21 protein-coding genes and 5 tRNA genes are annotated in these 23,714 nt (G+C 57.3%); 18 read left to right on the top strand and 8 right to left on the bottom strand.

The features are described from left to right. The first annotated feature begins 136 nt into the window (after positions 1 to 136). Positions 137 to 1,018, top strand: a complete 882-nt coding sequence (locus FE781_RS07140) for a glycosyltransferase family 2 protein (RefSeq protein ID WP_138788923.1) — start codon at positions 137 to 139, stop codon at positions 1,016 to 1,018. Between the two features lie 42 nt (positions 1,019 to 1,060). Here the strand turns inward: FE781_RS07140 and FE781_RS07135 are convergent, their stop codons facing one another. Continuing rightward, on the bottom strand, positions 1,061 to 2,563 hold the full coding sequence (locus FE781_RS07135; protein ID WP_138788922.1) for a sugar transferase: 1,503 nt from the start codon (positions 2,561 to 2,563) through the stop codon (positions 1,061 to 1,063). Between the two features lie 193 nt (positions 2,564 to 2,756). Between FE781_RS07135 and FE781_RS07130 the strand changes: the two genes are divergently transcribed. From FE781_RS07130 to FE781_RS07110, 5 genes are all read left to right on the top strand, one after another. Then, on the top strand, positions 2,757 to 3,860 hold the full coding sequence (locus FE781_RS07130; protein WP_138788921.1) for an outer membrane lipoprotein-sorting protein: 1,104 nt from the start codon (positions 2,757 to 2,759) through the stop codon (positions 3,858 to 3,860). A 104-nt stretch (positions 3,861 to 3,964) separates the two neighbouring features. Next, positions 3,965 to 5,152, top strand: a complete 1,188-nt coding sequence (alr, locus tag FE781_RS07125; RefSeq protein WP_138788920.1) for an alanine racemase — start codon at positions 3,965 to 3,967, stop codon at positions 5,150 to 5,152. 256 nt (positions 5,153 to 5,408) lie between these two features. Continuing rightward, the gene (locus FE781_RS07120) at positions 5,409 to 5,690 is read left to right on the top strand and encodes a CopG family ribbon-helix-helix protein (protein WP_138788919.1); all 282 of its coding nucleotides are present in this window, start codon (positions 5,409 to 5,411) and stop codon (positions 5,688 to 5,690) included. 3 nt (positions 5,691 to 5,693) lie between these two features. Next, positions 5,694 to 6,044 carry a type II toxin-antitoxin system PemK/MazF family toxin gene (locus tag FE781_RS07115; RefSeq protein ID WP_138788918.1) on the top strand — a complete coding sequence of 117 codons (351 nt, stop codon included), beginning with the start codon at positions 5,694 to 5,696 and terminating at the stop codon, positions 6,042 to 6,044. A gap of 219 nt (positions 6,045 to 6,263) precedes the next feature. Next, positions 6,264 to 8,504 (top strand): Tex family protein, encoded by a 2,241-nt coding sequence (locus FE781_RS07110; RefSeq protein ID WP_379252460.1) that lies wholly within the window; start codon positions 6,264 to 6,266, stop codon positions 8,502 to 8,504. A gap of 271 nt (positions 8,505 to 8,775) precedes the next feature. On the opposite strand, the gene cmpA is transcribed toward FE781_RS07110, so the two are convergent. Beyond that, entirely contained in the window at positions 8,776 to 8,928 is a 153-nt protein-coding gene (cmpA, locus tag FE781_RS07105) for a cortex morphogenetic protein CmpA (protein WP_138788916.1), read from the bottom strand. A 76-nt stretch (positions 8,929 to 9,004) separates the two neighbouring features. Beyond that, positions 9,005 to 9,370: a hydrolase/acyltransferase gene (locus tag FE781_RS07100; protein WP_138788915.1), complete on the bottom strand. Its 366-nt coding sequence runs from the start codon at positions 9,368 to 9,370 to the stop codon at positions 9,005 to 9,007. A 184-nt stretch (positions 9,371 to 9,554) separates the two neighbouring features. On the opposite strand from FE781_RS07100, the gene FE781_RS07095 reads away from it, so the two are divergent. The 3 genes from FE781_RS07095 (at position 9,555) to FE781_RS07085 (ending at position 10,231) form a co-directional block, all read left to right on the top strand. After that, positions 9,555 to 10,022, top strand: a complete 468-nt coding sequence (locus FE781_RS07095) for a SprT family protein (protein WP_211346324.1) — start codon at positions 9,555 to 9,557, stop codon at positions 10,020 to 10,022. A 36-nt stretch (positions 10,023 to 10,058) separates the two neighbouring features. Further along, a tRNA-Asn gene (locus FE781_RS07090) sits at positions 10,059 to 10,134 on the top strand. Between the two features lie 9 nt (positions 10,135 to 10,143). Beyond that, a tRNA-Ser gene (locus FE781_RS07085) sits at positions 10,144 to 10,231 on the top strand. Positions 10,232 to 10,396: 165 nt separating this feature from the next. On the opposite strand, the gene FE781_RS07080 is transcribed toward FE781_RS07085, so the two are convergent. Beyond that, positions 10,397 to 11,854 (bottom strand): stalk domain-containing protein, encoded by a 1,458-nt coding sequence (locus FE781_RS07080; RefSeq protein WP_138788913.1) that lies wholly within the window; start codon positions 11,852 to 11,854, stop codon positions 10,397 to 10,399. Between the two features lie 216 nt (positions 11,855 to 12,070). Between FE781_RS07080 and FE781_RS07075 the strand changes: the two genes are divergently transcribed. The 3 genes from FE781_RS07075 to FE781_RS07065 all read left to right on the top strand — a co-directional run bounded on the left by FE781_RS07075 (position 12,071) and on the right by FE781_RS07065 (position 12,315). Beyond that, a tRNA-Glu gene (locus FE781_RS07075) sits at positions 12,071 to 12,142 on the top strand. Between the two features lie 5 nt (positions 12,143 to 12,147). Beyond that, positions 12,148 to 12,220: transfer RNA gene (locus FE781_RS07070), tRNA-Lys, on the top strand. Between the two features lie 12 nt (positions 12,221 to 12,232). Further along, positions 12,233 to 12,315 (top strand) — tRNA-Leu (locus FE781_RS07065). A 315-nt stretch (positions 12,316 to 12,630) separates the two neighbouring features. On the opposite strand, the gene FE781_RS07060 is transcribed toward FE781_RS07065, so the two are convergent. Further along, positions 12,631 to 14,034 (bottom strand): MDR family MFS transporter, encoded by a 1,404-nt coding sequence (locus FE781_RS07060; protein WP_138788912.1) that lies wholly within the window; start codon positions 14,032 to 14,034, stop codon positions 12,631 to 12,633. Between the two features lie 327 nt (positions 14,035 to 14,361). Between FE781_RS07060 and FE781_RS07055 the strand changes: the two genes are divergently transcribed. The 6 genes from FE781_RS07055 to cyoD all read left to right on the top strand — a co-directional run bounded on the left by FE781_RS07055 (position 14,362) and on the right by cyoD (position 20,241). Further along, positions 14,362 to 14,640: a hypothetical protein gene (locus FE781_RS07055; protein WP_138788911.1), complete on the top strand. Its 279-nt coding sequence runs from the start codon at positions 14,362 to 14,364 to the stop codon at positions 14,638 to 14,640. 262 nt (positions 14,641 to 14,902) lie between these two features. After that, complete coding sequence (locus FE781_RS07050; protein WP_138788910.1) at positions 14,903 to 15,922, top strand: NADH:flavin oxidoreductase/NADH oxidase; 1,020 nt, start codon at positions 14,903 to 14,905, stop codon at positions 15,920 to 15,922. A 365-nt stretch (positions 15,923 to 16,287) separates the two neighbouring features. Further along, positions 16,288 to 17,238, top strand: a complete 951-nt coding sequence (cyoA, locus tag FE781_RS07045; protein ID WP_138788950.1) for a ubiquinol oxidase subunit II — start codon at positions 16,288 to 16,290, stop codon at positions 17,236 to 17,238. A 24-nt stretch (positions 17,239 to 17,262) separates the two neighbouring features. After that, positions 17,263 to 19,236 carry a cbb3-type cytochrome c oxidase subunit I gene (locus FE781_RS07040; protein ID WP_138788909.1) on the top strand — a complete coding sequence of 658 codons (1,974 nt, stop codon included), beginning with the start codon at positions 17,263 to 17,265 and terminating at the stop codon, positions 19,234 to 19,236. Continuing rightward, positions 19,236 to 19,889: a cytochrome o ubiquinol oxidase subunit III gene (gene cyoC / locus FE781_RS07035; RefSeq protein ID WP_138788908.1), complete on the top strand. Its 654-nt coding sequence runs from the start codon at positions 19,236 to 19,238 to the stop codon at positions 19,887 to 19,889. Before FE781_RS07040 ends, cyoC begins: the two co-directional genes overlap by 1 nt. 1 nt (position 19,890) lies before the next feature. Next, positions 19,891 to 20,241, top strand: a complete 351-nt coding sequence (gene cyoD, locus FE781_RS07030; RefSeq protein ID WP_138788907.1) for a cytochrome o ubiquinol oxidase subunit IV — start codon at positions 19,891 to 19,893, stop codon at positions 20,239 to 20,241. Between the two features lie 51 nt (positions 20,242 to 20,292). Here cyoD and FE781_RS07025 read toward each other — a convergent pair whose 3' ends face one another. From FE781_RS07025 to FE781_RS07015, 3 genes are all read right to left on the bottom strand, one after another. Then, on the bottom strand, positions 20,293 to 22,068 hold the full coding sequence (locus FE781_RS07025) for a SulP family inorganic anion transporter (RefSeq protein WP_138788906.1): 1,776 nt from the start codon (positions 22,066 to 22,068) through the stop codon (positions 20,293 to 20,295). A gap of 40 nt (positions 22,069 to 22,108) precedes the next feature. Beyond that, complete coding sequence (locus tag FE781_RS07020; RefSeq protein WP_138788905.1) at positions 22,109 to 22,435, bottom strand: ArsR/SmtB family transcription factor; 327 nt, start codon at positions 22,433 to 22,435, stop codon at positions 22,109 to 22,111. A gap of 205 nt (positions 22,436 to 22,640) precedes the next feature. Then, complete coding sequence (locus FE781_RS07015; RefSeq protein WP_138788904.1) at positions 22,641 to 23,681, bottom strand: glycoside hydrolase family 53 protein; 1,041 nt, start codon at positions 23,679 to 23,681, stop codon at positions 22,641 to 22,643. Between the last annotated feature and the right edge of the window lie 33 nt (positions 23,682 to 23,714).

The following is a 23,714-nucleotide window of genomic DNA, read 5'->3' as shown; positions in this document are numbered from 1 at the left end:
GGTAACAATGCATCCTACAGCGTCAGTTGGCCCGTTTTCAATTTTCAACAGAAGTACCACTTCAAAAAAAGGTTATTTGAGGGGCAACGACGAATTCAGAAGAAAAGAAATTCGGCCCCTCAAAACAGGAGTTCACATGGATCTGTCGATCATCATCGTCAATTATAATACGAAGCTGCTAACTCTCCATTGTCTGGAATCGGTCTATCGGTCGCAGACGGCTTATACTTATGAAGTCATCCTGATCGACAACAAATCGACGGATGGATCGGTAGAGGCTATCCGAAGCGCATACCCGCAAGTACATCTGATCGCCAACGATGAAAACGTCGGATTCGGGCGCGCCAACAATCAAGGGATTCGGATCGCGAAGGGCAGGTATATCTTGCTGCTGAACTCGGATACGATCATCGAGCCCGATACGCTGGAGATTATGCTGAAGTTTATGGACGAGCAGCCTCGAGTAGGGGCTGCGGGGTGCAAGATCGTACTGCCGGATGGAACGTTGGACAAAGCCTGCCGGAGAGGGTTCCCGGAGCCTCTGACTACGTTTTATTACGTGTCGGGCCTGGCGAAGCTGTTTCCGAAAAGTCCGCATTTCAACTCGTATCATATGGAATATTTGGACGAAAATGAAAGTTATCCGATCGATTGTCTCGTGGGGGCTTTCCTTATGGTTCGACGAGAGGCTATCGAGCAGGTCGGCCTGCTCGACGAACGGTTTTTCATGTATTTCGAGGATACGGACTGGTGTTACCGGATTAAGCAGGCGGGATGGGTGAATTACTATTATCCCAAGACGAAGATTTTGCATGTCAAACGCGGAAGCAGCCGGGGGCGTCCATATCGGATCACTTATGAGTTTCACCGGGCGATGAAGCTGTTTTACGATAAGCATTACCGCAGCAAATATCCGTTCTGGGTAACGGCTTTGATGTACGCCGGCATCGCGCTGAAATTCGGACTTACCGTCGTCAAGGATCAACTGTGGAAAATAACGGCCCGCCTAAAACGATAAGGAGACCAGCGAGGGATCAATCCCGGAGGTCTCCTTATTTTTTTAATATGCCCCTTCGCCCTTGAGCACGACAGGAATAGTCTTCAATAATATTTTAAATTCCAGCCGCAAGCTCCAATGTTCGATGTAGTAGATGTCCAAGCGTACCCACTCTTCGAATGGAAGGTCGCTTCGGCCGCTCACTTGCCACAATCCGGTGATGCCCGGACGGACATCGAATCGCCGCCATTGATAATCGGAGTACAGTTCAACCTCGTTGGGAAGCGGCGGCCGCGGACCGACAAGACTCATCTGTCCGAGCAATACGTTAAACAACTGCGGAAGCTCGTCCAGCGAATATTTGCGAATGATTCGCCCTACGCGCGTTACGCGCGGATCCTTTTTGATTTTGAAGACGGGTCCCTGCGCTTCGTTCAGGGAAGCGAGTGAAGCTTTCAAGGCTTCGGCGTCGGCGACCATCGATCGGAATTTGAACATATGGAACGGGGCGCCGTTTTTGCCGATGCGTTTTTGCTTGATGATGACGGGCCCCGGGGAATCCAGCTTGATCCAGACGGCAATTGCGAGCATGATCGGAGAGACGATCAACAAACCGAGTGCCGACAAGAAAAAATCGGCGCATCTCTTCATAAACCAGTTCAGTCCGCGAAGCGGCGTTCGCACGATATCGATACACGGATAATCGTAGACTTGGTCGAACGATACGCTGGACGTGACCAATTCGAATAATTCCGGAATAATCTTGATCTCCACGTCGTATTTGCGGACGCTGGCGATCATTTGGTTGATGGCGTTTTTGGCTGAAGGTATCGTGATGTATATTTCGTGAATCTGATGCTGCCTCACGATCTGCTCGATCTGAGGGATTTTGCCGAGGATGTCCGGTCCGCTCTTGAAGTCGTCCAGGAACCCGACAAAGCGGCTTCCGTTGGTCAAACTGGCGTTGATGCGGTTCTTGATCTGCTCGCCGATTCGTCCGGCGCCGACGACAAGGATGTTTTTGTTGTAGTACTTATATTTCTTAAGGAGCATCATGACCCCAAGCCGCAAGGTGCGGGAAACGAAAAAGCTTCCCGTCATCGAGAACGCCAGCAAGAGGATCAGCAGACGCGAATAAACAATACCTGTTTGAAGAAAGAAGACAAACCCCAGCGCGATTAAAAATGAAACCGCGACGGCTTTCCCCGAGGTGATCGTATCGTCTACCAGCTTGATGTCGCGGTTCCATCTGAAGAGGCCCCGCTGATACAAAATCCCGGTATAGACGGTGAAAATGACGGCCAGCAGAAGACCGTATTCTTGAAGAATCGGAACCTGAAGCAGGCTTCCGATCGGGTCGTTCCAGTCGAGTTCGCCGTATTGCGGCAAGACTCTGTATTGAAACAACGCAAGAAAGCAGACCAGATAAAGCAGGTATTCGAGAGCGATCAGGCTGAGGTTCAGCCCCATCTCGATCCGGTATCTTTTGCGTTTATACGTTACGATATCTTCCGCTATGCGAAGTTTGGCTTTCATAGACGGGTCTATCTGTACCTGAGTGCTCATGGACAGAAGCTCCTTGACAATTTCTGATAATCCATGACAATTATAGCACAAATAGAGTCAAACGTTTACTGAAATCCTGAATCCGGCATTCCGGCAAGTCGCAAATGCTCGTCACGCTCGTCTGCATAATCGGCCAAGTCCCCTCATAGACATGTACCAGTGAACCGATTCTGGGGATAGGGGCTGGTGGAACATGAGGCAAGCGATCCGGGCGACGGCGGTGGCGCTCGTGATAATGCTGGTGTTGGCGGCATGCGGCAAGAAGGATGCGTCGACGGTGGTGAAGGATCTGAACGGCACGCTTGAGAGGCTGGACAGCTATCAGAGCCACGGGACGATGGAGCTGAAGTCGGGCGATCAGAACATGCAGTATTCGGTGGAAGTGTGGTTTCAGAAGCCTCATTATTATCGGATCGCGCTGACGAACGCGACGAAGGATATTACGCAGATTGTGCTTCGCAATGACGAAGGCGTGTTCGTGTTGACGCCTCATCTGAACAAGATGTTCCGGTTCCAAAGCGATTGGCCCGACCGGTCCGGTCAGGTGTATTTGTTCCAATCGCTGGCGAAGAGCATTATCGCCGACGAGAACCGGCAGTTCACGGCAGACAAGGATGCGTACGTGTTTGACGTGACGGCCAATTACCAGAATGCGGCGATGCTGGCCCGGCAGAAAATTTGGCTGGCCAAGAAAAATTACGCGCCGGAGCGGGTCGAGGTCATGGACGCGAACGCGCAAGTGCTCGTGAAGCTGGAGTTCGACAAGTTCGAGTTCGGCAAGAAGTTCGACAAGGATTCGTTCGACATGCAGCGCAACATGACGAGCGCCCGGATGGAATCGCTGCCCGCCGGAGCCGGAGCGGCAGGGGATACTGGCGGCCCGGCAGGAGCAAGCGGCTCGAACGGCGATCAATCGGCCGGCGGAACCGGGCAAGCCTCCAAGCCGCTGACGACCGCCGAGCTGTCCCAGATCCGGCCGACCTACCTGCCCGCGGGCGTGAAGGAGAAGGATATGTCCGAGCTGAAGCTGAACGGCGACGGCGCGCTGATGGTTCGCTACGAAGGCGCTTACCATTACACGGTAACGATGGGGCGGCAGCCGGACGATCGCGTCGTGTCGCAAAGTCTCGGTTCGATTCTCGAGCTGGGCTTCACCCGGGGCGTTCTGTTCGGCGGCGAGCAGAAGACGCTGATCTGGTCGCACAACGGCATCGAATACCGGATTGTCACGCAAGATCTGCCGGAAGCGGAGATGATCCGGATCGCGCAATCGGTGCAGGCGGAAGCCGGAAAATAAAGGATGGGCGGTCGCGCAGGCGGCCGCCCTTCTGATCATTGACACCCTCCCCCTCGGGGTATACCATAGGAATATTGATCATACGAGGTAAGGAAGGGATACCGTTGGAATCGTTCTATCGCCCGACCCGGGTCGAGGTCAATCTGGATGCGTTGGAGCATAACGTAGAGGCATTTCGGAAGGCGCTTCCGGAGGGAACGGGGCTGATGGCCGTCGTCAAGGCGAATGCGTACGGCCACGGTGCGGTGCAGGTGGCCCGCGAGGCGGAGGCGCTGGGGCTCCAGTACCTCGGCGTCGCGCTGCTCGACGAGGCGCTGGAGCTGAGACGGGCCGGCATCACCTTGCCGATCCTGGTGCTCGGTTATACGCCGCCCGAGGGGTTGGAGCTGGCCGCGCGCAACGATGTGACGGTCAACGCGTTCAGCCGGGAGGTGCTGGACGCTCTGCGGGAACGCGGCGGGTCCCGGACCGGGGGAGAGCCGGTCCCTCCGCTGAAAATTCATGTGAAAATCGATACCGGCATGGGCCGGCTCGGCCTGCACGACACGAATGAAGCCATCGCTTATATAGAGGAAGCGCTGCGTTTGCCGGGCGTCGTCGTCGAAGGTATCTTTACGCATTACGCCTGCGCGGACGAGTCGGACAAATCGTATACGCTGGAGCAGCACGCGAAGTTTGTGCGCGTGGTCAATCACTTCCGCGAGCGGGGCGTCACGTTCCCGTGGGTGCATGCGGGCAACAGCGCGACAGGCTTCGATACGCCGGAGCTGACGTTTAATATGCTGCGTCTCGGCATCAGCCTGTACGGGCTGTATCCGTCCGAGGAGGTTCGCCGGGAGCGCATCGCCCTCGAACCGGTGATGAGTCTGAAATCGGAGATCGTCCACTTGAAGAAGCTGCCGCCGGGCTCCGCGATCAGCTACGGCGCCACCTATCGGACGAGCGGCGAGGAGACGATCGCGACGCTGCCGATCGGATACGCCGACGGATTCAGCCGCATGTTGTCCGGACGGGCGGAAGCGCTTGTCCGCGGACGGCGCGTGCCGATCGTCGGACGCATCTGCATGGATCAATGCATGGTCCGCGTCGACGACGCTCCGGAGGCGGCCCTGCATGACGAAGCCGTCTTGTTAGGGTCGCAAGGCGGCGAACGTATCACCGTGGAGGAGATCGCCGAGAAGCTCGGCACGGTGAACTACGAGATCGTCTGCATGATCTCCCATCGCGTGCCCCGCATTTATATTCGGGGCGGCCGGACGGTCCGCATCGACAATCCGCTGCTTGGCGGCTGATGCTGGGTCAAATTGCCACAAATCCTTTTGGAGCAGAAAAACAGGATTTTTCCTTGGCGACGCGAATACACATATAGGGAAGCGGATCGGAGCAGGGCAATGTCGCCGGCCGGATCGCCCGGTTACTAAACAGCCGAGCGGCCGGATGCTATACGGGGAAGATAGCGGAAAACGCAGAGGTTTGGTATATTTCGGATAGGGCTTCGCCATAATGCTAGTAAAGAGGTTTTCGAATGTTGACGGAGGTGCAAGTTTGGTGGCCAATGCGCAGAATACGAAACGGATCATGATCAGTTTGCCGGACCAACTGTTGCAAGAGGTAGACGGGATCGCGGCAAAGGAGAATTCCAACCGGAGCGAGCTGATCCGCCAAGCGATGAAGCTGTTCCTGATGGAGAGAAGAAAACGGCAACTGCGCGATTCCATGCAGCGCGGCTATATGGAAATGGCCCGAATCAATCTGCATATGGCTTCCGAGGCATTTCTGGCAGAGGAAGAAGCAGACCATACGCTGGACCGTTTGGTGAGCGGGGTGTAAACGTTGATTGTAAAGCGCGGAGATGTGTTTTTTGCGGATTTGTCTCCGGTGGTCGGTTCGGAACAGGGCGGGGTTCGCCCGGTTCTGGTCATCCAAAATGACATCGGCAACCGCTTCAGCCCGACGGTGATCGTGGCGGCCATCACGGCGCAAATTCAAAAGGCGAAGCTGCCGACGCATGTGGAGATCGATGCGGCGGAGAACGGCTTCGACCGGGACTCCGTCATCCTGATGGAGCAGATTCGTACAATCGACAAGCAGCGGCTGACGGACAAAATCACCCACTTGGACGACGAGATGATGCGCCGGGTGGACGACGCGCTGCAAATCAGCTTGGGCTTAATCGAATTCTGAAGCGGAGATTGTCGGGGAAACAGCCGACTATCATGAATGCCGGAACGGTCCGGACGTTCATGATAGACGGAAGTTTCGAGGGACAAGCTCCGCTTTTTTCATGTGTCGGATCCGCGCTTTGCAGTTGAACGGTGGAGGCATTTTCCCGTTATCGTGTACAATGGGAGGGTAGACGAAGGGGAGGTCATGCGTTTGGCGGAAAAAAGTTGGGAGACGCTCTTGCAGGCGGCCGACGGAACGGCGGCCGGAGGAGCGGACACGGTTCGGCCTGAAGCGGACGAAGCGCGGACGGCGGCCGAAAAAGCGCAGGAGGAAGACAGAATCCGCAAGGCGATCGCGGCGGAGCTCGGACTGCCCGTCAGCAAGGTGAAAGCGGCGGTCGAGCTGTTGGACGAGGGCAATACGATTCCGTTTATCGCCCGGTACCGGAAGGAGATGACGGGGGAGCTGGACGAGACCCAGCTTCGCGACATCGAGGACCGTCTCAAATATGCCCGCGGGCTTGAGGAGCGCAAGCGGGAGGTGCTCCGCCTCATCGACGAACAAGGCAAGCTGACGGACGAACTGCGCCAGAGCATCGTGGCGGCGACCAAGCTCCAGGAGGTCGAGGATCTGTACCGGCCTTACCGGCAAAAGCGCAAGACGCGGGCAAGCGTGGCGAAGGAGCGCGGTCTGGAGCCGCTGGCGCAGTGGATTGGGTCGCAGCCGCGTCAAGGCGATTTGCATGCGGAGGCGGCGAAATACATAGACGGGGAGAAGGGCGTATCCAGCGCTGAAGAAGCGGTGCAGGGCGCGATGGACATCATCGCCGAGCAGCTCGCGGACGACGCCGCGATCCGGGCCTGGGTGCGCAAGTTCACGTTCGACCAAGGCGTGATGGTTACGGAAGCGAAGGATGCCGAGGCCGAATCGGTCTATGAGATGTATTACGCCTATCGGGAGCCGATCCGGAAGCTCCCGCCGCATCGCGTGCTGGCGATCAACCGGGGCGAGCGGGAAGAATTCCTGCGGGTGAAGCTGGAGGTGCCCGAGGAGCGCATCCGCGAATGGATCGGCAAGCGGGTTGTCCGCGGGCCGGGGCCGGTCAGGGATACGCTCGAGGCGGTAATCGAAGACGCGTATAAACGTTTGATCGCGCCTTCGATCGAACGCGAGGTGAGGGCCGAACTGACGGAAAAGGCGGAGGAGCAGGCGATCAAAATTTTCGCCGAGAACTTGCGTGCCCTGTTGCTGCAGCCCCCGGTAAGAGGCCGGACGGTGATGGGCGTGGACCCGGCGTACCGGACGGGCTGCAAGATCGCGGTTGTGGACGAAACGGGCAAAGTGCTGGACATCGCCGTCGCGTATCCGACGCCGCCTCATAACAAGGTAGCCGAAGCGGAGCGCATCCTCTCCGGCTTGATCGACAAGCATCGCGTGGGGCTGATCGCCATCGGCAACGGCACGGCGTCGCGCGAGACGGAGGCGTTTATCGCCGGGCTGATTCAGAAGCTGCCCGGACGCAATCTGCAATACGTGATCGTCAGCGAGGCCGGTGCGAGCGTCTATTCGGCGTCCAAGCTGGCCCAGGAGGAATTCCCGCAGCTGGACGTTGCGGAACGCAGCGCGATCTCCATCGCCCGCCGGCTGCAGGACCCGCTGGCGGAGCTGGTTAAGATCGAACCGAAAGCGATCGGCGTCGGACAGTACCAGCACGACGTGACGCAGAAGCGTCTGGAAGAAAGTTTGGGCGCCGTCGTCGAGTCGGCGGTAAACCATGTCGGCGTCGATGTGAATACCGCATCGCCGTCGCTGCTCTCGTACGTCGCCGGGGTGAACGCGACGATCGCCAAAAATATCGTCAAGTACCGCGAGGAGAACGGGAAGTTCCGCACGCGCAAAGAGCTGCAGAAGGTGCCCCGGCTCGGGGCGAAAACTTACGAGCAATGCGTCGGCTTCCTGCGAATTACGGACGGCGACGAGCCGCTCGACAACACCCCGATCCATCCGGAATCGTATGCGGCCGTGGAGCGGCTGCTCGCGGAGCTGGAGCTGGATACGGATATGCTGGGCTCGGCGGCTCTCAAGGAGAGGCTGGGCGGCGTATCGCCGGAGAAGATGTCGGAGAAGCTGGGGCTCGGCGTGCCGACGCTGCGGGATATTCTCGACAGCCTGATGCGCCCCGGCCGCGATCCGCGGGACGAGCTGCCGAAGCCGATCTTCCGCACGGACGTGCTGCAACTGGAGGATCTGAAGCCGGGCATGGAACTGAAGGGCACCGTGCGCAACGTGATCGACTTCGGCGCGTTTGTCGACATCGGCGTTAAAAACGACGGCCTCGTCCATATCTCGCAGCTCAGCGACCGGTTTGTCAAGCATCCGCTGGACGTGGTGTCCGTCGGGGATGTCGTAACCGTCTGGGTGCTGAATGTGGATGTGAAAAAAGGCCGGGTCGGCCTGTCGATGCGCAAACCGGATTAGCCGGCGGGAATCAATCAAAAAGGCTGCTTCCCTTTATGAATGAGAGGGGCCCCTTGCAGCAGCAGGCTTAGGGGAACCCATCACATCAAGCGGGGAGCAGCCTTTTTTGCCGATAAAAAACGGATGTCGCCGCGGGCTTCCCAACCATTCTTTATCTGTCGCGATCTGTCGCGCGAAACGGCGTATCGTCCTTGTTCGCGGACGGCGTTTCGTCATGCATGCATGACGTTTGATCAGTGCCGAAGATCATTGTCGGTCTCGCCGGTATGGATCAGGATTCGTGGGCCTGCCGATCTTTGGCCGGCTGGGACGATTGGACCGTTTTGTTCCGGTAAAAAAACCAGCAGTCGTTCAGCAGCCGAATTTGACGCAGGTCCTTCTTATAGAAGGCGCGGGACAACTGATTGCAGAGCCATTGCGGCATCGTTCCATCCCCTTTCCATGTTGAGCCGCAAGATGTACTGCTATCTTATGTAGGGGGATGGCGGCTCGTGCAGGTCCTACGCGCCGTACTCTTCCTCGTACCACTGCTCAAGCTGCGCTTGCAGGGCGCGAATCTCGGTCAGCAGCGAGATCAGAGGATAGGTCGTCTCTTGGATGGAGGCGAATTGCCGCTCCAGCTCGTTGATGTATTCCAGTCCGCTGACGATTTGCAGCCGTTCGTCGAACAGCTCCAGATTGTCGCATTCGGCGACGATACGCGCCAGCGGCGGCACATTTCCGGCCGTCAGTTTGTCGATCTCCTTATGCAGCCTGCGGTTGAGCGCCGTCAACTGGTAGGCGTGGGAAGCGGGCATTTCGACGATCTCCAGCTTGTCGTCCAGTTGAAACAGATTGTATCTCATGCGGGCGTCTGTATGCGTCATGGGAACGTTTCTCCTTTTCCGGGGCCAAGTTCTACTTGACAGTGTAGCCCATCAAAGGGTACAAATTCAAGTGACAAGTCGATCCGGAAAGGAGTCTCGCGCCATGGAATCGCAATCGATACGCAATCCGAAGGAAGCGGATGCGGCAGGCTTGAACGAAAGCTCGCGGGGCTGGAGTCTCGATGTGACCGATTCGGATTTGCAGGCTTGGGTGGAACGCATTTCCCTGCGCTGGTTCGGACGTCCGTTCCGTCACCGGGCGACGTTTAACCGGAGGCTCAGCTCGACCGGCGGCCGGTATTTTATGAAATCGCACCATATCGAGATTAGCTGGAAGCAATATGCCGCATACGGACCCGCCGAGGTCGAGGCCATCATCAAGCACGAGCTTTGCCATTATCATTTGCATTTGACGCGCAGGGGATACCGGCATCGGGACGAAGATTTCAAGCGGCTGCTCGCGCAGGTCGGGGGAAGCCGGTACTGCCGGCGGCTGGACGAACGGCCCCGCCAAGCGAGACCGTTCCGCTACAAGCTGGTCTGCAAAGCGTGCGGCCTCGAATATTTGCGCAAGCGCCGCATGAATCCGTCCAAATACGCCTGCGGCAAATGCAGAGGAAAACTGGTGCTGATCGAACTGGGTTCCGCTTGACTCGAAAGGCGCGTTCATGATATCTTAAAAAGGCATTCCCCGATAGCTCAGTCGGTAGAGCACTCGGCTGTTAACCGAGTTGTCACAGGTTCGAGTCCTGTTCGGGGAGCCATCTTTTTATGGAGAGATACCCAAGTGGCTCAAGGGGACCCTCTGCTAAGGGGTTAGACTGCGTAAGCGGTGCGAGGGTTCGAATCCCTCTCTCTCCGTCCGATAGAAACCGTAATCCGATATGGGTTGCGGTTTCTTTGTCTTTGCGGAAGGAAGCAACGGCGTAACCGGATTTGGCGAGGGTAACAAAAGCGCCCCGACGCAAGCCTGGCGAGGCGTGCGCGGAGCGCCGCAAGAGGGGTCGTGAGGGGCCGCTATGTTTGTTACGGCAGTGTAATGTTCGCCCGGTACAGCTTGGCGTCCCAGCCGACCGTCGCGTTCAGCGACTCGGCCACGAATCGGAGCGGGACGTACATGCGGCTATCCGCATGAATTTTAAGCGGCACGGGGACAGACACTTTTTTGCCGTTTACGATCGCGCTCGAAGCGCCGTCCTGCAATTTCAGCGTGACGCCGCCGTGCGAGATGGTTGCCGTCTTCGTGGCCGCGTCCCAATGGAAATCGGCGTTCAGGGCCGTAATAAAAGGACGAATCGGAACGATCGTCGTCTCCCGCTCGATAAAACCTTTGAAATCGGGAATGTAGCGTCCGTCGATGGCGATCTGCACTTTAGGCTTGTCCAGCTTGCGCACGACCAACGCGTTGCTTAATTCGCGCCCGGGCGAAGTCAGCATCCGGCCATTCGCGTACAAGCCCGAGCTGGCTCCGCCGTCCATGTTCATCGCTTCCTTCAAGCCGAGCTGAATCGCGATTCCCGCGAGCTGCTCCATCGTCGCGGCGGATACGGTGCCGAACACGAGGCGGTCGTAGCGGTCCACGCCTACGAAGCTGCGGGCGGCCGAAGCGGAGGTGATCTTGGGGTCCGTGAATCCGTCCCGGGAAAAATTCAGATCCATCGCGCCGTTTGTCACCAGCTTCGGGCCGACGCCGATCGCCGCAAGCCAGGATCTGGCGTCCAGCGATTGGCCGCTGCCGTTCGTGGCGTTCAGGTCGATCCGGACGGGATCGGTTACGTCAAGCTTGGGGATCACGTACGTTTTGTTGTTGTTGCTGTGGCCGACGAAGAGCACGTATCCGTCTTTCGGGACAGGGACGGAATCCGTCGTAATGCGCGTGATCGCCCCGTCTTCGATGACGGCTTTCGTACCGTTCGGGAATCCGACCCATCCTCCGAAATCGTCGGTATACAGGACGACCTGATCGATATTGCTTTCCCCATAATATTTGTTTACGCCCCAAGGTTTAACCGCGTACGTTCCGCCGCCTTCGCGGACATGCACGGTGACATCGAGGTCGATCAAGTCGATGTCCGGCACTTTATCCGGGCCGATGAACAGGGTTTGATTTTCGCCCGAATGGATCAACTCACCGTCTTCCAGCAGCGCGCCGTTCGGATAGCGGATGTACGGATTTTTCTCATAGGCGTTGAAAAAGGTGCCGTTAATGGCGGCTACGGCGTTTTCGCGGGCGATGATGTTGCCGAACGGTTCGTCGTGCCCGATTCCTCCCGCCGACATTGCCGGAGCAACTTCGAGGGTAGGGTCGGTCAGGTCGATGGTGACGAGATTGACGCTGAACGTTTTTCCTTTGTAGGACACCTTGACCCCCGCCTCGCTCTCGACGGAAGAAGCGCCGCTGGCCGGTATGGCGCCGCCAAAGGCGAGCAAGCCGGCAAGGGCGATCGACAGGACGGCCGGCTTGCGTTTTGAAAAAAAGGACATGAAACGAACTCCTTTCCACGGTATGTATTCATAAATGTTCGTATCGGGAAAAGCATTTCGGACCCAGCATAACACAGGCGGGACAACCGCAAAAGATGTCAAAAAACGCCGTCGAACGGAACCAAAAATTTTTTTTAAAAAATGCTTGCACACTTCAAGACCATGAGATATAATAACACCTGTCGCCAAAAACGACAGAGAAAAAACAAGTGCTGTGGCCCGTTGGTCAAGGGGTTAAGACACCTCCCTTTCACGGAGGTAACAGGGGTTCGAATCCCCTACGGGTCATGTACGAGCCATTAGCTCAGTTGGTAGAGCACCTGACTTTTAATCAGGGTGTCGTAGGTTCGAGTCCTACATGGCTCACTCTTCATATACGCGGTCGTGGTGGAACGGCAGACACACCATCTTGAGGGGGTGGCGGGCGCAAGCCCGTGTGGGTTCAAATCCCACCGACCGCATACAAGGAATCCCTTGCGCAGCAAGGGATTTTTTTTGTCGGGAAGCAGAGGCGCCCGGTGCTTGGAGCACGGATGCCTCGCAGATTGGGCAAGCGGCACATTCAAGAATGCCGACGCATCTGCAAAACCGCACAAGGATGCGCATGTCGTCAGATTGGTGGCTCGAATGGAACTGGGGACGGATTTTTTCCCGTGCCAGCGATTCCGCATACGTCTCATGCTTAACGCAACATAGCCGCATATGGCCGTCCGAAACGGAAAACCCGACGAACCTGCGCCATGCGCGGTCCGCCGGGTTGTTTGCCGTTGCGACGTTTATTTCGAATCCGGAGCCGTCCGGCTTTCGGCTTGACGGTAGTCCCGTTGCGGAATCCGCAGCGTAACGATCCAGCTCGCGACGGCGATGACGGCGGAGATGACGAATACCGCATGCAGTCCGTCCGCGAGACGTTCCGCCGATTCTGCGCCGCCGGCCACGTATTGGTTCAGCACCGTGCCGAGCACCGCGACGCCCAGCGTCTGGCCGAGCGCGCGCAGAAACGTGTTGGCCGATCCGGCTGCGCCGCGCATGTGGATTTCGACGGAGGACTGGATGACGACGGTGAAGGTCGTCGTGGTCAACCCGAAGCCCAAACCGGTCAAGAACATGATCAGGACGAGCACCCACGTAGGCGTGGACGGGTCGATCCAGGCAAGGGAGATCGCCCCGAGCGCGATCCACAACCCTCCCAATACCGCTGCCGCGCGGGTTCCGTAGCGCAGCATCATCCGGCCGCTCAGCATGGCGCCGATCGGCCAGCCCAAGCTGATCGGGATCAGCGTGAGGCCCGATGACGTTGCTCCCAGCTTCAGCACGTCCTGAATCCAGAGCGGCAGATAAACCGTTAATCCGATCAGGATGGCGCTGGTCAAGAAACCGCCCGCGTTCGATACGGCCACGTCGGCTTTCTTGAACAGGGACAGCGGAATCATCGGTTCGGGATGCCTGACTTGAATGATAAAGAAAGCGGTCAACAGCACGGCCGCGATGCCGAACAGCGCGAAGATCGCCGCGGAGTTCCAGGCCAGCTCGTTGCCTCCCGTGAGCAGGGCGTACAGCAGCGCTCCGGTGCCGAGCATAAAGGTGACCGCGCCGCCGTAATCGATCCGGCGCTTCTTCTTATCCAGCGTTTCGGCGAAATATTTTCCGATCATCCACATGGAGACGATGCCGAACGGCAGATTAATGAAGAAAATCCAGTGCCAGCTCCAATAATCGACGAAAAATCCGCCCACCACCGGTCCGAATATGCCCGCGATGCCCCACATGGAGCTGATCAGGCCTTGCACTTTGGCCCGCTGCTCGAAGTTGAACGCGTCGGCGATAATCGTAAAAGTGACGGGGTTGATTGCCCCGGCGCCAAGTCCCTGTATGCCTCGGAACGCGATCAACTGCCCCATCGTTTGCGACAGGCCGCACAGGACGGACCCCGCCAGAAACAGCGTAACGCCCATGATATAGACGATCTTGCGTCCGAACAAATCCGAGAGCTTCCCGAAGATCGGCGTTGTGACGGCCGAAGTCAGCAGATAAATGGCGAAAACCCAGCTTATCAGCTCAACGCCTCCGAGATCGTCAATGATGACGGGCATCGCCGTGCTTACGATCGTCACTTCGATGGCGGCGAGAAAGGTGGCGATGAGCAAGGCCGTCGATATTTTTTTCTGCACGGCGTTCATACAGTTGCTCCTTTCCCAAGCGTGATGCAAGGTTGACCCTTCCAATGAATTCCTGTATATACCGCCTCATCGTAATCAATCCGCTTCCCGAAGTCAATACCGCGCAACCGTGAACAGTTCACCGGCGCCGAGACAGAGCCGGCGGTGGAACGACCCGGGGAAGGCGGGAGAGGAATAACCCCGGCAAACGCCGAAGCCGCCGCGAGCACGGTCGGCCCCAAAAATGTGTCAAAAACATGGCTGAATTGTGATAAAAAAGTGAACAAATCCCGAAAAGTGTGGTATACTGGTAGCAAGAAAGCACTTACAAGATCGGGAGTGTTCGCGATGACGACAAAATCGGTATCCGCAGATGAAATCCGCCGGCCGTCGGCATCCAATGTGATGGGGCTCGTCCGGGTTATGACCGCGATGGCTTGGGGCGTGCTGGCGATCGGGCTCGTTTTATGCCTGTTCAACCTGGGGCATTTCAGCGACCGCAACGTCGGCTTGATGGTCGGACTCGGATTTCTGGTCGGCAGCGTGCACATCTATGTGATCGGGACGGCGATCGGTCTGGTGCATGCCCGGATGCACACGGATGAACCATCGGCCGGCGGTCAATAACGGTTCTGCGCGCGGATGATCGCTCACAGGCCGTTCTTCCTTACGGGAGAACGGCCCTTTTTAATGAACAGGAACAGTTCGCCGACTTTATGATCGGGATGGAATCCAACGGTACCCGACAGATGATCCGAAGCTTCGCTCAAGCCGCTTCCGAAAGGGAAGCGGCTTCTTTTGCATGATCTCGATCCGGAATTTACAATGGAGCTTGGGGACATAGATAGAATGTCGCCCGATCGAAAGGATACGGAAGGAGAGGAATGCCATGCCCGATTTATCTTCCGAGTTCGAACTGAAAAGCCTAAAGCTGAAAAACCGGATCGTTATGCCGCCCATGTGCCAGTATTCGGTGGAGGCGAAGGACGGAGTCCCGAACGATTGGCACTTCGTGCATTACGTGTCCAGAGCCGTCGGCGGGGCTGGACTGATTATCATGGAGATGACGGACGTCGAGCCGGATGGCCGGATCACCGACTACGATCTCGGCCTCTGGTCGGACGATCATATTCCGGCGTTCCGGCGGATCATCGACGAGGTGCACCGCTACGGAGCGAAGATCGGCATCCAGATCGCCCATGCCGGACGCAAAGCGGAGGATGCGGAAGTGCCCGTAGGGCCGTCGGAGATTCCTGTCGACGCAAGCTTCAAGAAGCCGAGGGCGCTGACGACCGAGGAAGTGCGCGAGATGGTCGGAAAATTCCGGGAAGCGGCCAGACGCGCGGTGGATGCCGGCGTCGATACGCTGGAGCTGCACGGCGCGCACGGGTATTTGATCCATCAATTCCATTCGCCCGCGATCAATAACCGGTCGGACGAATACGGCCGCGATTACGCTCTGTTCGGAACGGAGGTCATCCGCGCGGTGAAAAGCGTCATGCCGGCCGATATGCCGTTGATCATGCGAATTTCGGCGGTCGAATATATCGACGGCGGCTACGATCTGGATCATGCGATCGAGATTTGCCGCAGGTATCGGGAGGCGGGCGTCGATCTGTTCCATATCTCCAGCGGAGGCGAAGGCCCCGCCGGCAAGCGCAAGCCCGGCAACTATCCTGGTTATCAGGTGCCGATGGCGAAAGCCGTCAAGGAGGCGCTGAACGTCCCGGTTATCGCCGTCGGGCTGCTGGATGACCCTCAACTCGCCAATTCGGTAATCGCCAACGGGGACGCCGATTTGATCGCGGTCGGCCGCGGCATGCTTCGCGACCCGTATTGGGCGGTTCATGCGATCCGGCACATTACCGGCGAAGTGCAAGCTCCCCGGCAATACGCCAGAGGTTATTGACGCGCGCGCTGCCGCAGGCGCGAGGCGAACGAAGCCGTTCTTTTCCCAAGGGAAAAGGGCGGCTTTTTTTTCGGGCGTGATGACGGAAAAGGCAGCGGCGGCGAATGGAGTCGCCGACCCTCTATATGTGAAAAGGTTCACATGTGACAGAGCGTTGAACGATCTATTACAGAAAAAAGACGAATTCTTGACGTGATTGTGAAGTGTGCGGCTATCTCATTGCGTTTCTGCTATGTTGAAGATGAGCGATTTATTAACGGGATGAACCATCTAGCCGAGACGTTGTTCCGGTGACGGTTCGGGCTTGACGACGAGGAGTGAGTGAAGTGAAATCGCATGTGCGCAAATGGACAACGGCATTGCTGATGCTGATGGCGGCGCTTTTGTCGGGGTGCACGGACAAGGTGATCGTGCTCGACCCGAAAGGACCGATCGGCGAGGCGCAAAAGGATCTGATATACCTATCGACCATTCTCTGCCTGATTGTCATCGTGCCGGTGCTGCTGCTGACCGCCTGGGTAGTCTGGCGCTATCGCGACAAGCCGGGACGCAAAGCGGCTTACAAGCCGGAGTGGGAGCATAACACAAAGCTTGAGATCATCTGGTGGACCATTCCGATTTTGATCATTATCGCGCTGGGGACGGTGACGGTGAAGTACACGTACGCGCTGGAGCCCTCCAAGCCGATCGAATCGGAGAAAGAACCGGTTACGATTCAAGTCACCTCGCTGGATTGGAAGTGGCTCTTCAAATATCCGGACGAAGGCATCGCTACCGTCAACTATGTCAACATTCCGGAGGATGTGCCGATCCGGTTCCAACTGACGTCGGAGACGGCGATGAACTCCTTCTGGATTCCGCAGTTGGGCGGACAGATCTATACGATGTCGGGCATGGCGATGACGCTTTATCTCCAGGCCGACGAACCGGGCACGTATTACGGTTCGGGCGCGAACTTCACCGGCGAGCATTTCGCGAAGATGACGTTCGACGTCAACGCGATGCCGCAGGAAGAATACGACGAGTGGGTGAAGCAGGCGAAAGCTTCCGGCAACCCGCTCACCGAAGAAGGTTACGAGCAGTTGAAGATTCCCGGCACGACCGGGACGCATACGTTCTCTTCGTTCCCGAAAGGGTTGTTCGAGAAGGTCGTCAACCAGTACGCGGTCGGCGGCAGCGCCCATCGCCATCACGGAGCGGCTCCCGGCGGCGAAAGCGAATCGCGCAAGGAGGACGCCGGCGCGAAGGGCGAGCACGCGCACACGCCTGCCGCATCCCCGTCCCCGTCCGGAGGCAGCCATCATGCGGGACATTAATACACGGCGAATGGAGGCTTCCCCATGCTGAACGATTTGAAAGATTTTCTGCTTAACGACTTTTTCGTCACGGGCGACCCGCTGATTCTCGGCTCTCAGGTTGCCATCGCATTGTCGATCGTGGCGATCGTCTTCGTGCTGACTTATTTCAAGAAATGGAAATGGCTCTGGACCGAGTGGCTTACGACCGTCGACCATAAACGGATCGGCATCATGTATATCATCGCGTCGCTGCTGATGCTGTTCCGCGGCGGCGTGGACGCCCTGCTCATGCGGGTCCAGCTCGCCGCGCCGCAGTTGGAGTTTCTGCATGCGGATCACTATAACCAGATCTTTACGACGCATGGCGTCATCATGATTTTGTTTATGGCGATGCCGCTCATGTTCGGTTTGTTCAACATCGTGCTGCCGCTGCAGATCGGGGCGCGCGACGTCGCTTATCCGTTCCTGAACGCGCTCAGCTTCTGGCTGTTTTTCTGGGGCGCGATGCTGTTCAACGTATCGTTCGTCATCGGCGGTTCGCCCGATACCGGTTGGCTTGCGTATCCGCCGCTGTCGGGACTGCAATTAAGCCCTGGAGTCGGCCAGGACTTCTACATCTGGGGCATCCAGATTTCCGGCATCGGCAGCCTGGCGACGGGCATCAACTTCGTGGCGACCATCCTCAAGATGCGCGCGCCGGGCATGAAGCTGATGGATATGCCAATGTTCGCCTGGTCGGTGCTGGCATCCTGCGTGACGATTATGTTCGCCTTCCCGATCCTGACGGTGACGCTGTTCCTGCTGTTCCTCGACCGTTACCTGGGGGCGCATTTCTTCACGCTTGACGCCGGCGGCAACCCGATGATGTACATCAACCTCATCTGGATGTGGGGACACCCTGAGGTTTATATTGTGATCCTGCCCGCGTTCGGCATATTCTCCGAGGTCGTCTCGACCTTCGCGAGGAAAAAGCTGTTCGGCTACAAATCGATGGTGTTCGCGTTAATGAGCATCAGCGTGGCCTCGTTCTTCACGTGGGCGCACCACTTCTTCACGATGGGATCGGGAGCCAACGTCAACGCCTTCTTCGCCATAACGACGATGATTATCGCGATTCCGACGGGCGTCAAGGTGTTCAACTGGCTGTTTACGATGTTCCGCGGCCGGATCACGTTCTCGACGCCGATGCTGTGGACGATTGCGTTTATTCCTTGCTTTGTCATCGGGGGCATGACGGGCGTGCTGCTGTCCGTCGCGCCGGCCGACTTCCAGTTCCACAACAGTTATTTCCTGATCGCGCACTTCCACCAAGTGCTGATCGGCGGCGTCGTGTTCGGGTATTTCGCCGGACTCTACTACTGGTGGCCGAAGCTGTTCGGCTTCAAGCTGCACGAAGGACTTGGCAAATGGGCGTTCTGGTTCTGGAATATCGGCTTCTATGTCTGCTTTATGCCGCAATACGTGCTCGGCCTCATGGGCATGACGCGGCGGTTCAACGAGTACGACTTCGACATGGGCTGGCAGCCGCTTAATATCGTCTCCACGGTCGGCGCCTTCCTGATGGGCATTGCGTTTATCTTCCAGGTATGGCAGATCGCGCACAGCATCAAATTCCTCAAGAAGGAGAAAACGGGCGATGCCTGGGACGGACGTACGCTGGAATGGTCGATTCCTTCGCCGCCGCCGGTGTACAACTTCGCCCGGCTGCCGCAGGTATCCGGCCGTGATCCCTGGTGGGAAGAGAAGCAGCGCATCGCCCGGGGCGAGCAGCCGTCGCCGCTGCCGCCGCTGGAGCCGATTCATATGCCGAAAAATTCGGGCATCCCGTTTATTATGTCGTTCTTCTGGTTCGTCGCGGGCTTCGGCTTTGTATGGGACTGGAAGTGGATGATTATCCCCGGATTGGCCGGCGTCGTTATCTGTATGTTGATCCGTTCCTTCTCTTACGATACGGATTACTACATCTCCGTGGAAGAAATTGAGCGGACGGAAGCTAAGCTAAGGGGGGCCTACTGATGGCACACGCAACCATAAGCGGCGCTCCTGCGCACGGCGGCCAGGGAAGCGTCCCGCCCGGGCATCACGTTCAGGGCGGACATGACGAGCATCACGATCACGAATCGCTGAAGACGTTCGGATTCTGGATGTTTCTTATCACGGACTGCATCTTGTTCGGAACGCTGTTCGCCACCTACCTGGTGCTGCGGTTTAACACCAGCGGCGGACCGACGGCCGAAGAGCTGTTCCAGATGCCGATCATTATCGCCGAGACGTTTATTCTGCTGACCAGCAGCTTTACGAGCGGCTTGGCGGTTCTGGAGATGAAGAAAGGCAATAAAAAGGGACTGATCGGATGGCTGGCGGTTACCGCCGCTCTGGGCGCCGCATTTATCGCGCTGGAGGTGTCCGAATTCGTTCATCTGGTGCACGAGGGAGCGACGATCAGCACGAGCGCCTTCCTGTCCGCGTTCTTCACGCTGGTCGGCACGCACGGACTGCACGTTACCGTCGGTCTGGTCTGGATGATCGCGCTCATGATTCAATTGGCCCAGCGCGGCATCACGCCGGTGACGGACCGGAAGGTGACGATCATCAGCCTGTATTGGCACTTCCTCGATGTCGTATGGATTTTCGTCTTCTCGCTCGTTTATCTGCTGGGGGTGATGTAGGATGGCGCAGCATCAAACAGTTTCGAACGGACATGGCGGCCATAACGGCGGCCACGGCGGCGGTCACGGTTCGCTGAAGTCCTATGTCATCGGCTTTGCGCTGTCGATCGTGCTGACGATTATCCCGCTTGTCGTCGTGATGAACGGGATGCTGGGACGCGTCGGCATGACGGTCGTGGTTCTGGCGGCGGCAACCCTGCAGTTCATCGTCCAGCTCGTCTTCTTCATGCATATCCGGGAAGAGGAGAAGCCGCGCTACAATCTGATGGCGCTGCTGCTCGGTATCTTGCTTCTGCTGACGATCGTAATCGGATCGATCTGGATCATGTCGATGAACGTCGTCGCGCACTAATTCGAAAGAAACGGAAAACCGGTCTGCTCCTGTAGGGGCAGACCGGTTTGTTCATACGCCCGATTTGTCGACCGTCAGCCTGTTGAGGCGGTCCGTTCGGATTTCCGCGGTTTGGGGATCGAGGCCGGACAAAGCGGCGCATTCCCGAAACGCAAAATGCCTGCATCCTATGCATTTGGGACGGTCCAACCGGGTTAGCGCGTAGTCGATCGCCTCGCCGGTGTGCTCGAAAAAGTGTTCCTTGCCGATCAGGTCGTACAATCCCGTGCTTTTCAGCACTTCTTTCGGCTGGGACTGAATGCCCGAGATCAGAACGATGCCGCCGTGGTTGATTATGTCCTTGACCAAGTGGGCCAGATTCGCTTCCCCCGTCGTGTCCATGAAGGGAACCTTGCCCATCCGGAGCAGCAAAATTTTGGGCCATTGCCGGATCGAGCCCATCACCGATTGTTCAAACGAAGTTGCCGCGCCGAAAAAGAGCGCGCCTTCCACGGTATAAATGGCAAGCTGAGGGCAGTCATGCCCTTCGTTGACCATATGAGGGACGACCTTTTCATGTTTTGCGGAAGGATCGGGCAAAACTTTGGCGACTTTAAGGATGTCGCTCATCCGTTTGGCGAACAGAATAACCGCCAGGATGAGCCCGACTTCCACGGCTGTTGTCAGATCGGTTAACACCGTGAGCAGGAAGGTCATCATCAGGACAACGGAATCGGTTGTTTTGGTTTTCAAAATATGGATAAATTCTTTGCGTTCGCTCATATTCCAGGCCACCACCATCAGAATGGGCGACATGCTGGCCAACGGAATATCGGAGGCAAACGGGGCGAACAACAGCAGCACCAATAAGACGACGACGCTGTGAACCATGCCCGATACGGGGCTCGCCGCGCCGCTTTTGATATTGGTCGCCGTCCGCGCGATCGCTCCGGTAGCGGGAATTCCCCCGAATAAAGGCGTAACGATATTGGCGATTCCTTGCCCGATCAACTCGCGGTTGCTGTGATGGCGGCTGCCCGTCATCCCGTCGGCCACGACGGCGGACAACAGCGATTCGATCCCGCCCAGCATGGCGATCACCAAGGCGGGACGGATAAGCAACTCGATTTTCTCAAGGGTAATCTCCGGCAAATGAAAAGCGGGAAGCTCGCTGGGAATTGCGCCGTACGTCGAACCGATCGTCGCCACTTGATCCGGGAAGAACCAGGCGGCGATCAAGCTGGATACCACAAGGCCGATCAGCGAAGCGGGAACTTTCGGGAGCAGCTTGGGCAGCCATAACAGGAACGCCAAACTTATAACAGCGGTGATGACGCTGTACACGTTAACCGTCGAAAAATGCAAGCCGATTTCCTTCATGTTGGAGAGAAAATCTTCGTGCTTCCGGATGTCGCGAAGCCCCAGGAAATTCGCGATTTGCCCGGTGAAAATCAGGACGGCGATCCCGGCGGTAAACCCGATGGTGACCGGCCGCGGGATATATTTAATAAGCGCCCCCAGCCTGAAAACCCCCATCAGGACCAGCAAAATTCCCGCCAATATTCCCGCGATCAGCAAGTTCTCGTAGCCGTACTGCATGACAATCGCAAACAAGATGGGCACGAACGCCCCCGTCGGGCCGCCGATTTGAAACCGGGAGCCCCCCAACAAAGAGATGATAAACCCGGCGATGATCGTGGTGTATATGCCGTATTGCGGGCTGACTCCAGAAGCAATGGCAAAAGCCATCCCCAGAGGAATGGCTATGACGCCGACGATCAGCCCCGACAGCAGATCCCGGCGAAAATACTCCGTATTGTATCCGGCAAATCTTCCCCATGCCTTCATTGCGAAACCCTTCTTCTTTCAGGATATTGGATGATTGGGATTATTCGGTTCTGACGGATTCCAGCATCGAGATGGCATCGACCAGATGGTTGTCGAATATTTGTCTGGCAACCTGAAGAAGATCCTTGATGAGAGGATCCCGAAGCGAATAAATAACGGAAGTGCCTTCTTTCGTTCCGCTTACGACGTTTTTATTGCGGAGCACGGCCAATTGCTGCGACACGGCCGAGCCTTCGCTTCCCAGAATGGTCTGCAGCTCATTAACGGTTTTGGGTCCTTCGCTCAGCACCTCAAGAATCCGAATGCGCATCGGATGAGCCAACGCTTTAAAGAATTCCGCTTTGAATTGCTGGAGTTCGCGATTCATCGATCAAGCCCCTTAATATTTGAAGATCTGAAGATAAAGATATAGATAGAATACCACAAGTGAGAAGTCCGGTGAACCATATATGAACATAATTATCTTCAAATAATCAGATCTTATAAAATAAAGCCCTCGACACCTCCTTGTTTTGGAGGCGAAAGGGCTTGGCCGTTCGCTTGCGTTTTATTTTGGAGATTCATTAACCTGTTCAGCCGCGTCCGAGCGTATCCAGAGAAGCCAGCTTGCGGCCGGCAAAATCGAACAAGGTCAAGTTCGCCCAATTGTTGGCGTGGCCGACCGACCATTCCGGCTTCGACGGAATCCAGCACGGTTCCCAATAATGGTAACCGGCGCCCAGGCCGCCGGGCGTCTCCCTGATGACCGCCGCGAAGTCCGCCAAGTAGCGGGATTGTCCTTCGACGGTGGCGGGGTATCCGGCGTGCAGTTGCTCTTCTTGACGAACGATCAGCGGCGAGCCTTCCGGCCCGTTCAGCGTCCACGGATAGGCCGTCTCCACCACGATGATCGGCTTGCCGTACCGCAGCGCCAGATCGGCCAGGTTGGCCCGGAGGTCATCCAGCGTGCCGTGCCACCAAGGATAATAGGACAAGCCAATCGTATCGAACTCGACCCCCTGCTCTCGGAACCGGTCGAAGAACTTGACGCTGGACGCGTTGTCGCCGCCCCTGTCGATATGGATCATGATCTCGATCGCCGGGTCGACCGAACGCGCCGCGTCGATGCCCGATTTCACCAGCCCGGCAAACCGCTTCCACTGGCCGTCGGTGTCGTGCTCGCCGTCCACCCGGCCGTCGTCCCACAGCATGCCCGGCGTAATCTCGTTGCCGATCTGCACCATATCGGGCAGGGCGCCCGCGTCCCGAAGCGCATGCAGCACATCGGCCGTATACAGTCCGACCGCATCGCGAAGCGCGTCGTAGTCCAATCCCTCCCAAGCGCGGGGTTTCCACTGGTTGGCGGGATCGGCCCACTTGTCCGAGTAGTGGAAATCCAGCAGCAAGTGCAATCCCCGCTCCTTGATCCGCCGCGCCATCGCCAGCGTCCGCTCCAGGTTGCAGTACCCGCCCGCGGGTTCGTTCCAGATTCGCAGCCGGATGGAATTCACGCCGCTCGCCTGCACGATGTCCAGCACATCGCCCGGCCGGTCCCCCTCGTAATAGGCGCCGCCTTCTCGTTCGATCTCGTCGACGAACGACAGATCGGCCCCCCGGTAAAACGTCTTCTTCATCCCGGTCCCTCCCGTTACGGTTCGATTTCGGCC

It is taken from the genome of Paenibacillus thermoaerophilus, assembly GCF_005938195.1.
In the GTDB taxonomy this organism is placed as follows: domain Bacteria; phylum Bacillota; class Bacilli; order Paenibacillales; family Reconciliibacillaceae; genus Paenibacillus_W; species Paenibacillus_W thermoaerophilus.
This window is presented reverse-complemented; position numbering and strand designations above follow the sequence as displayed.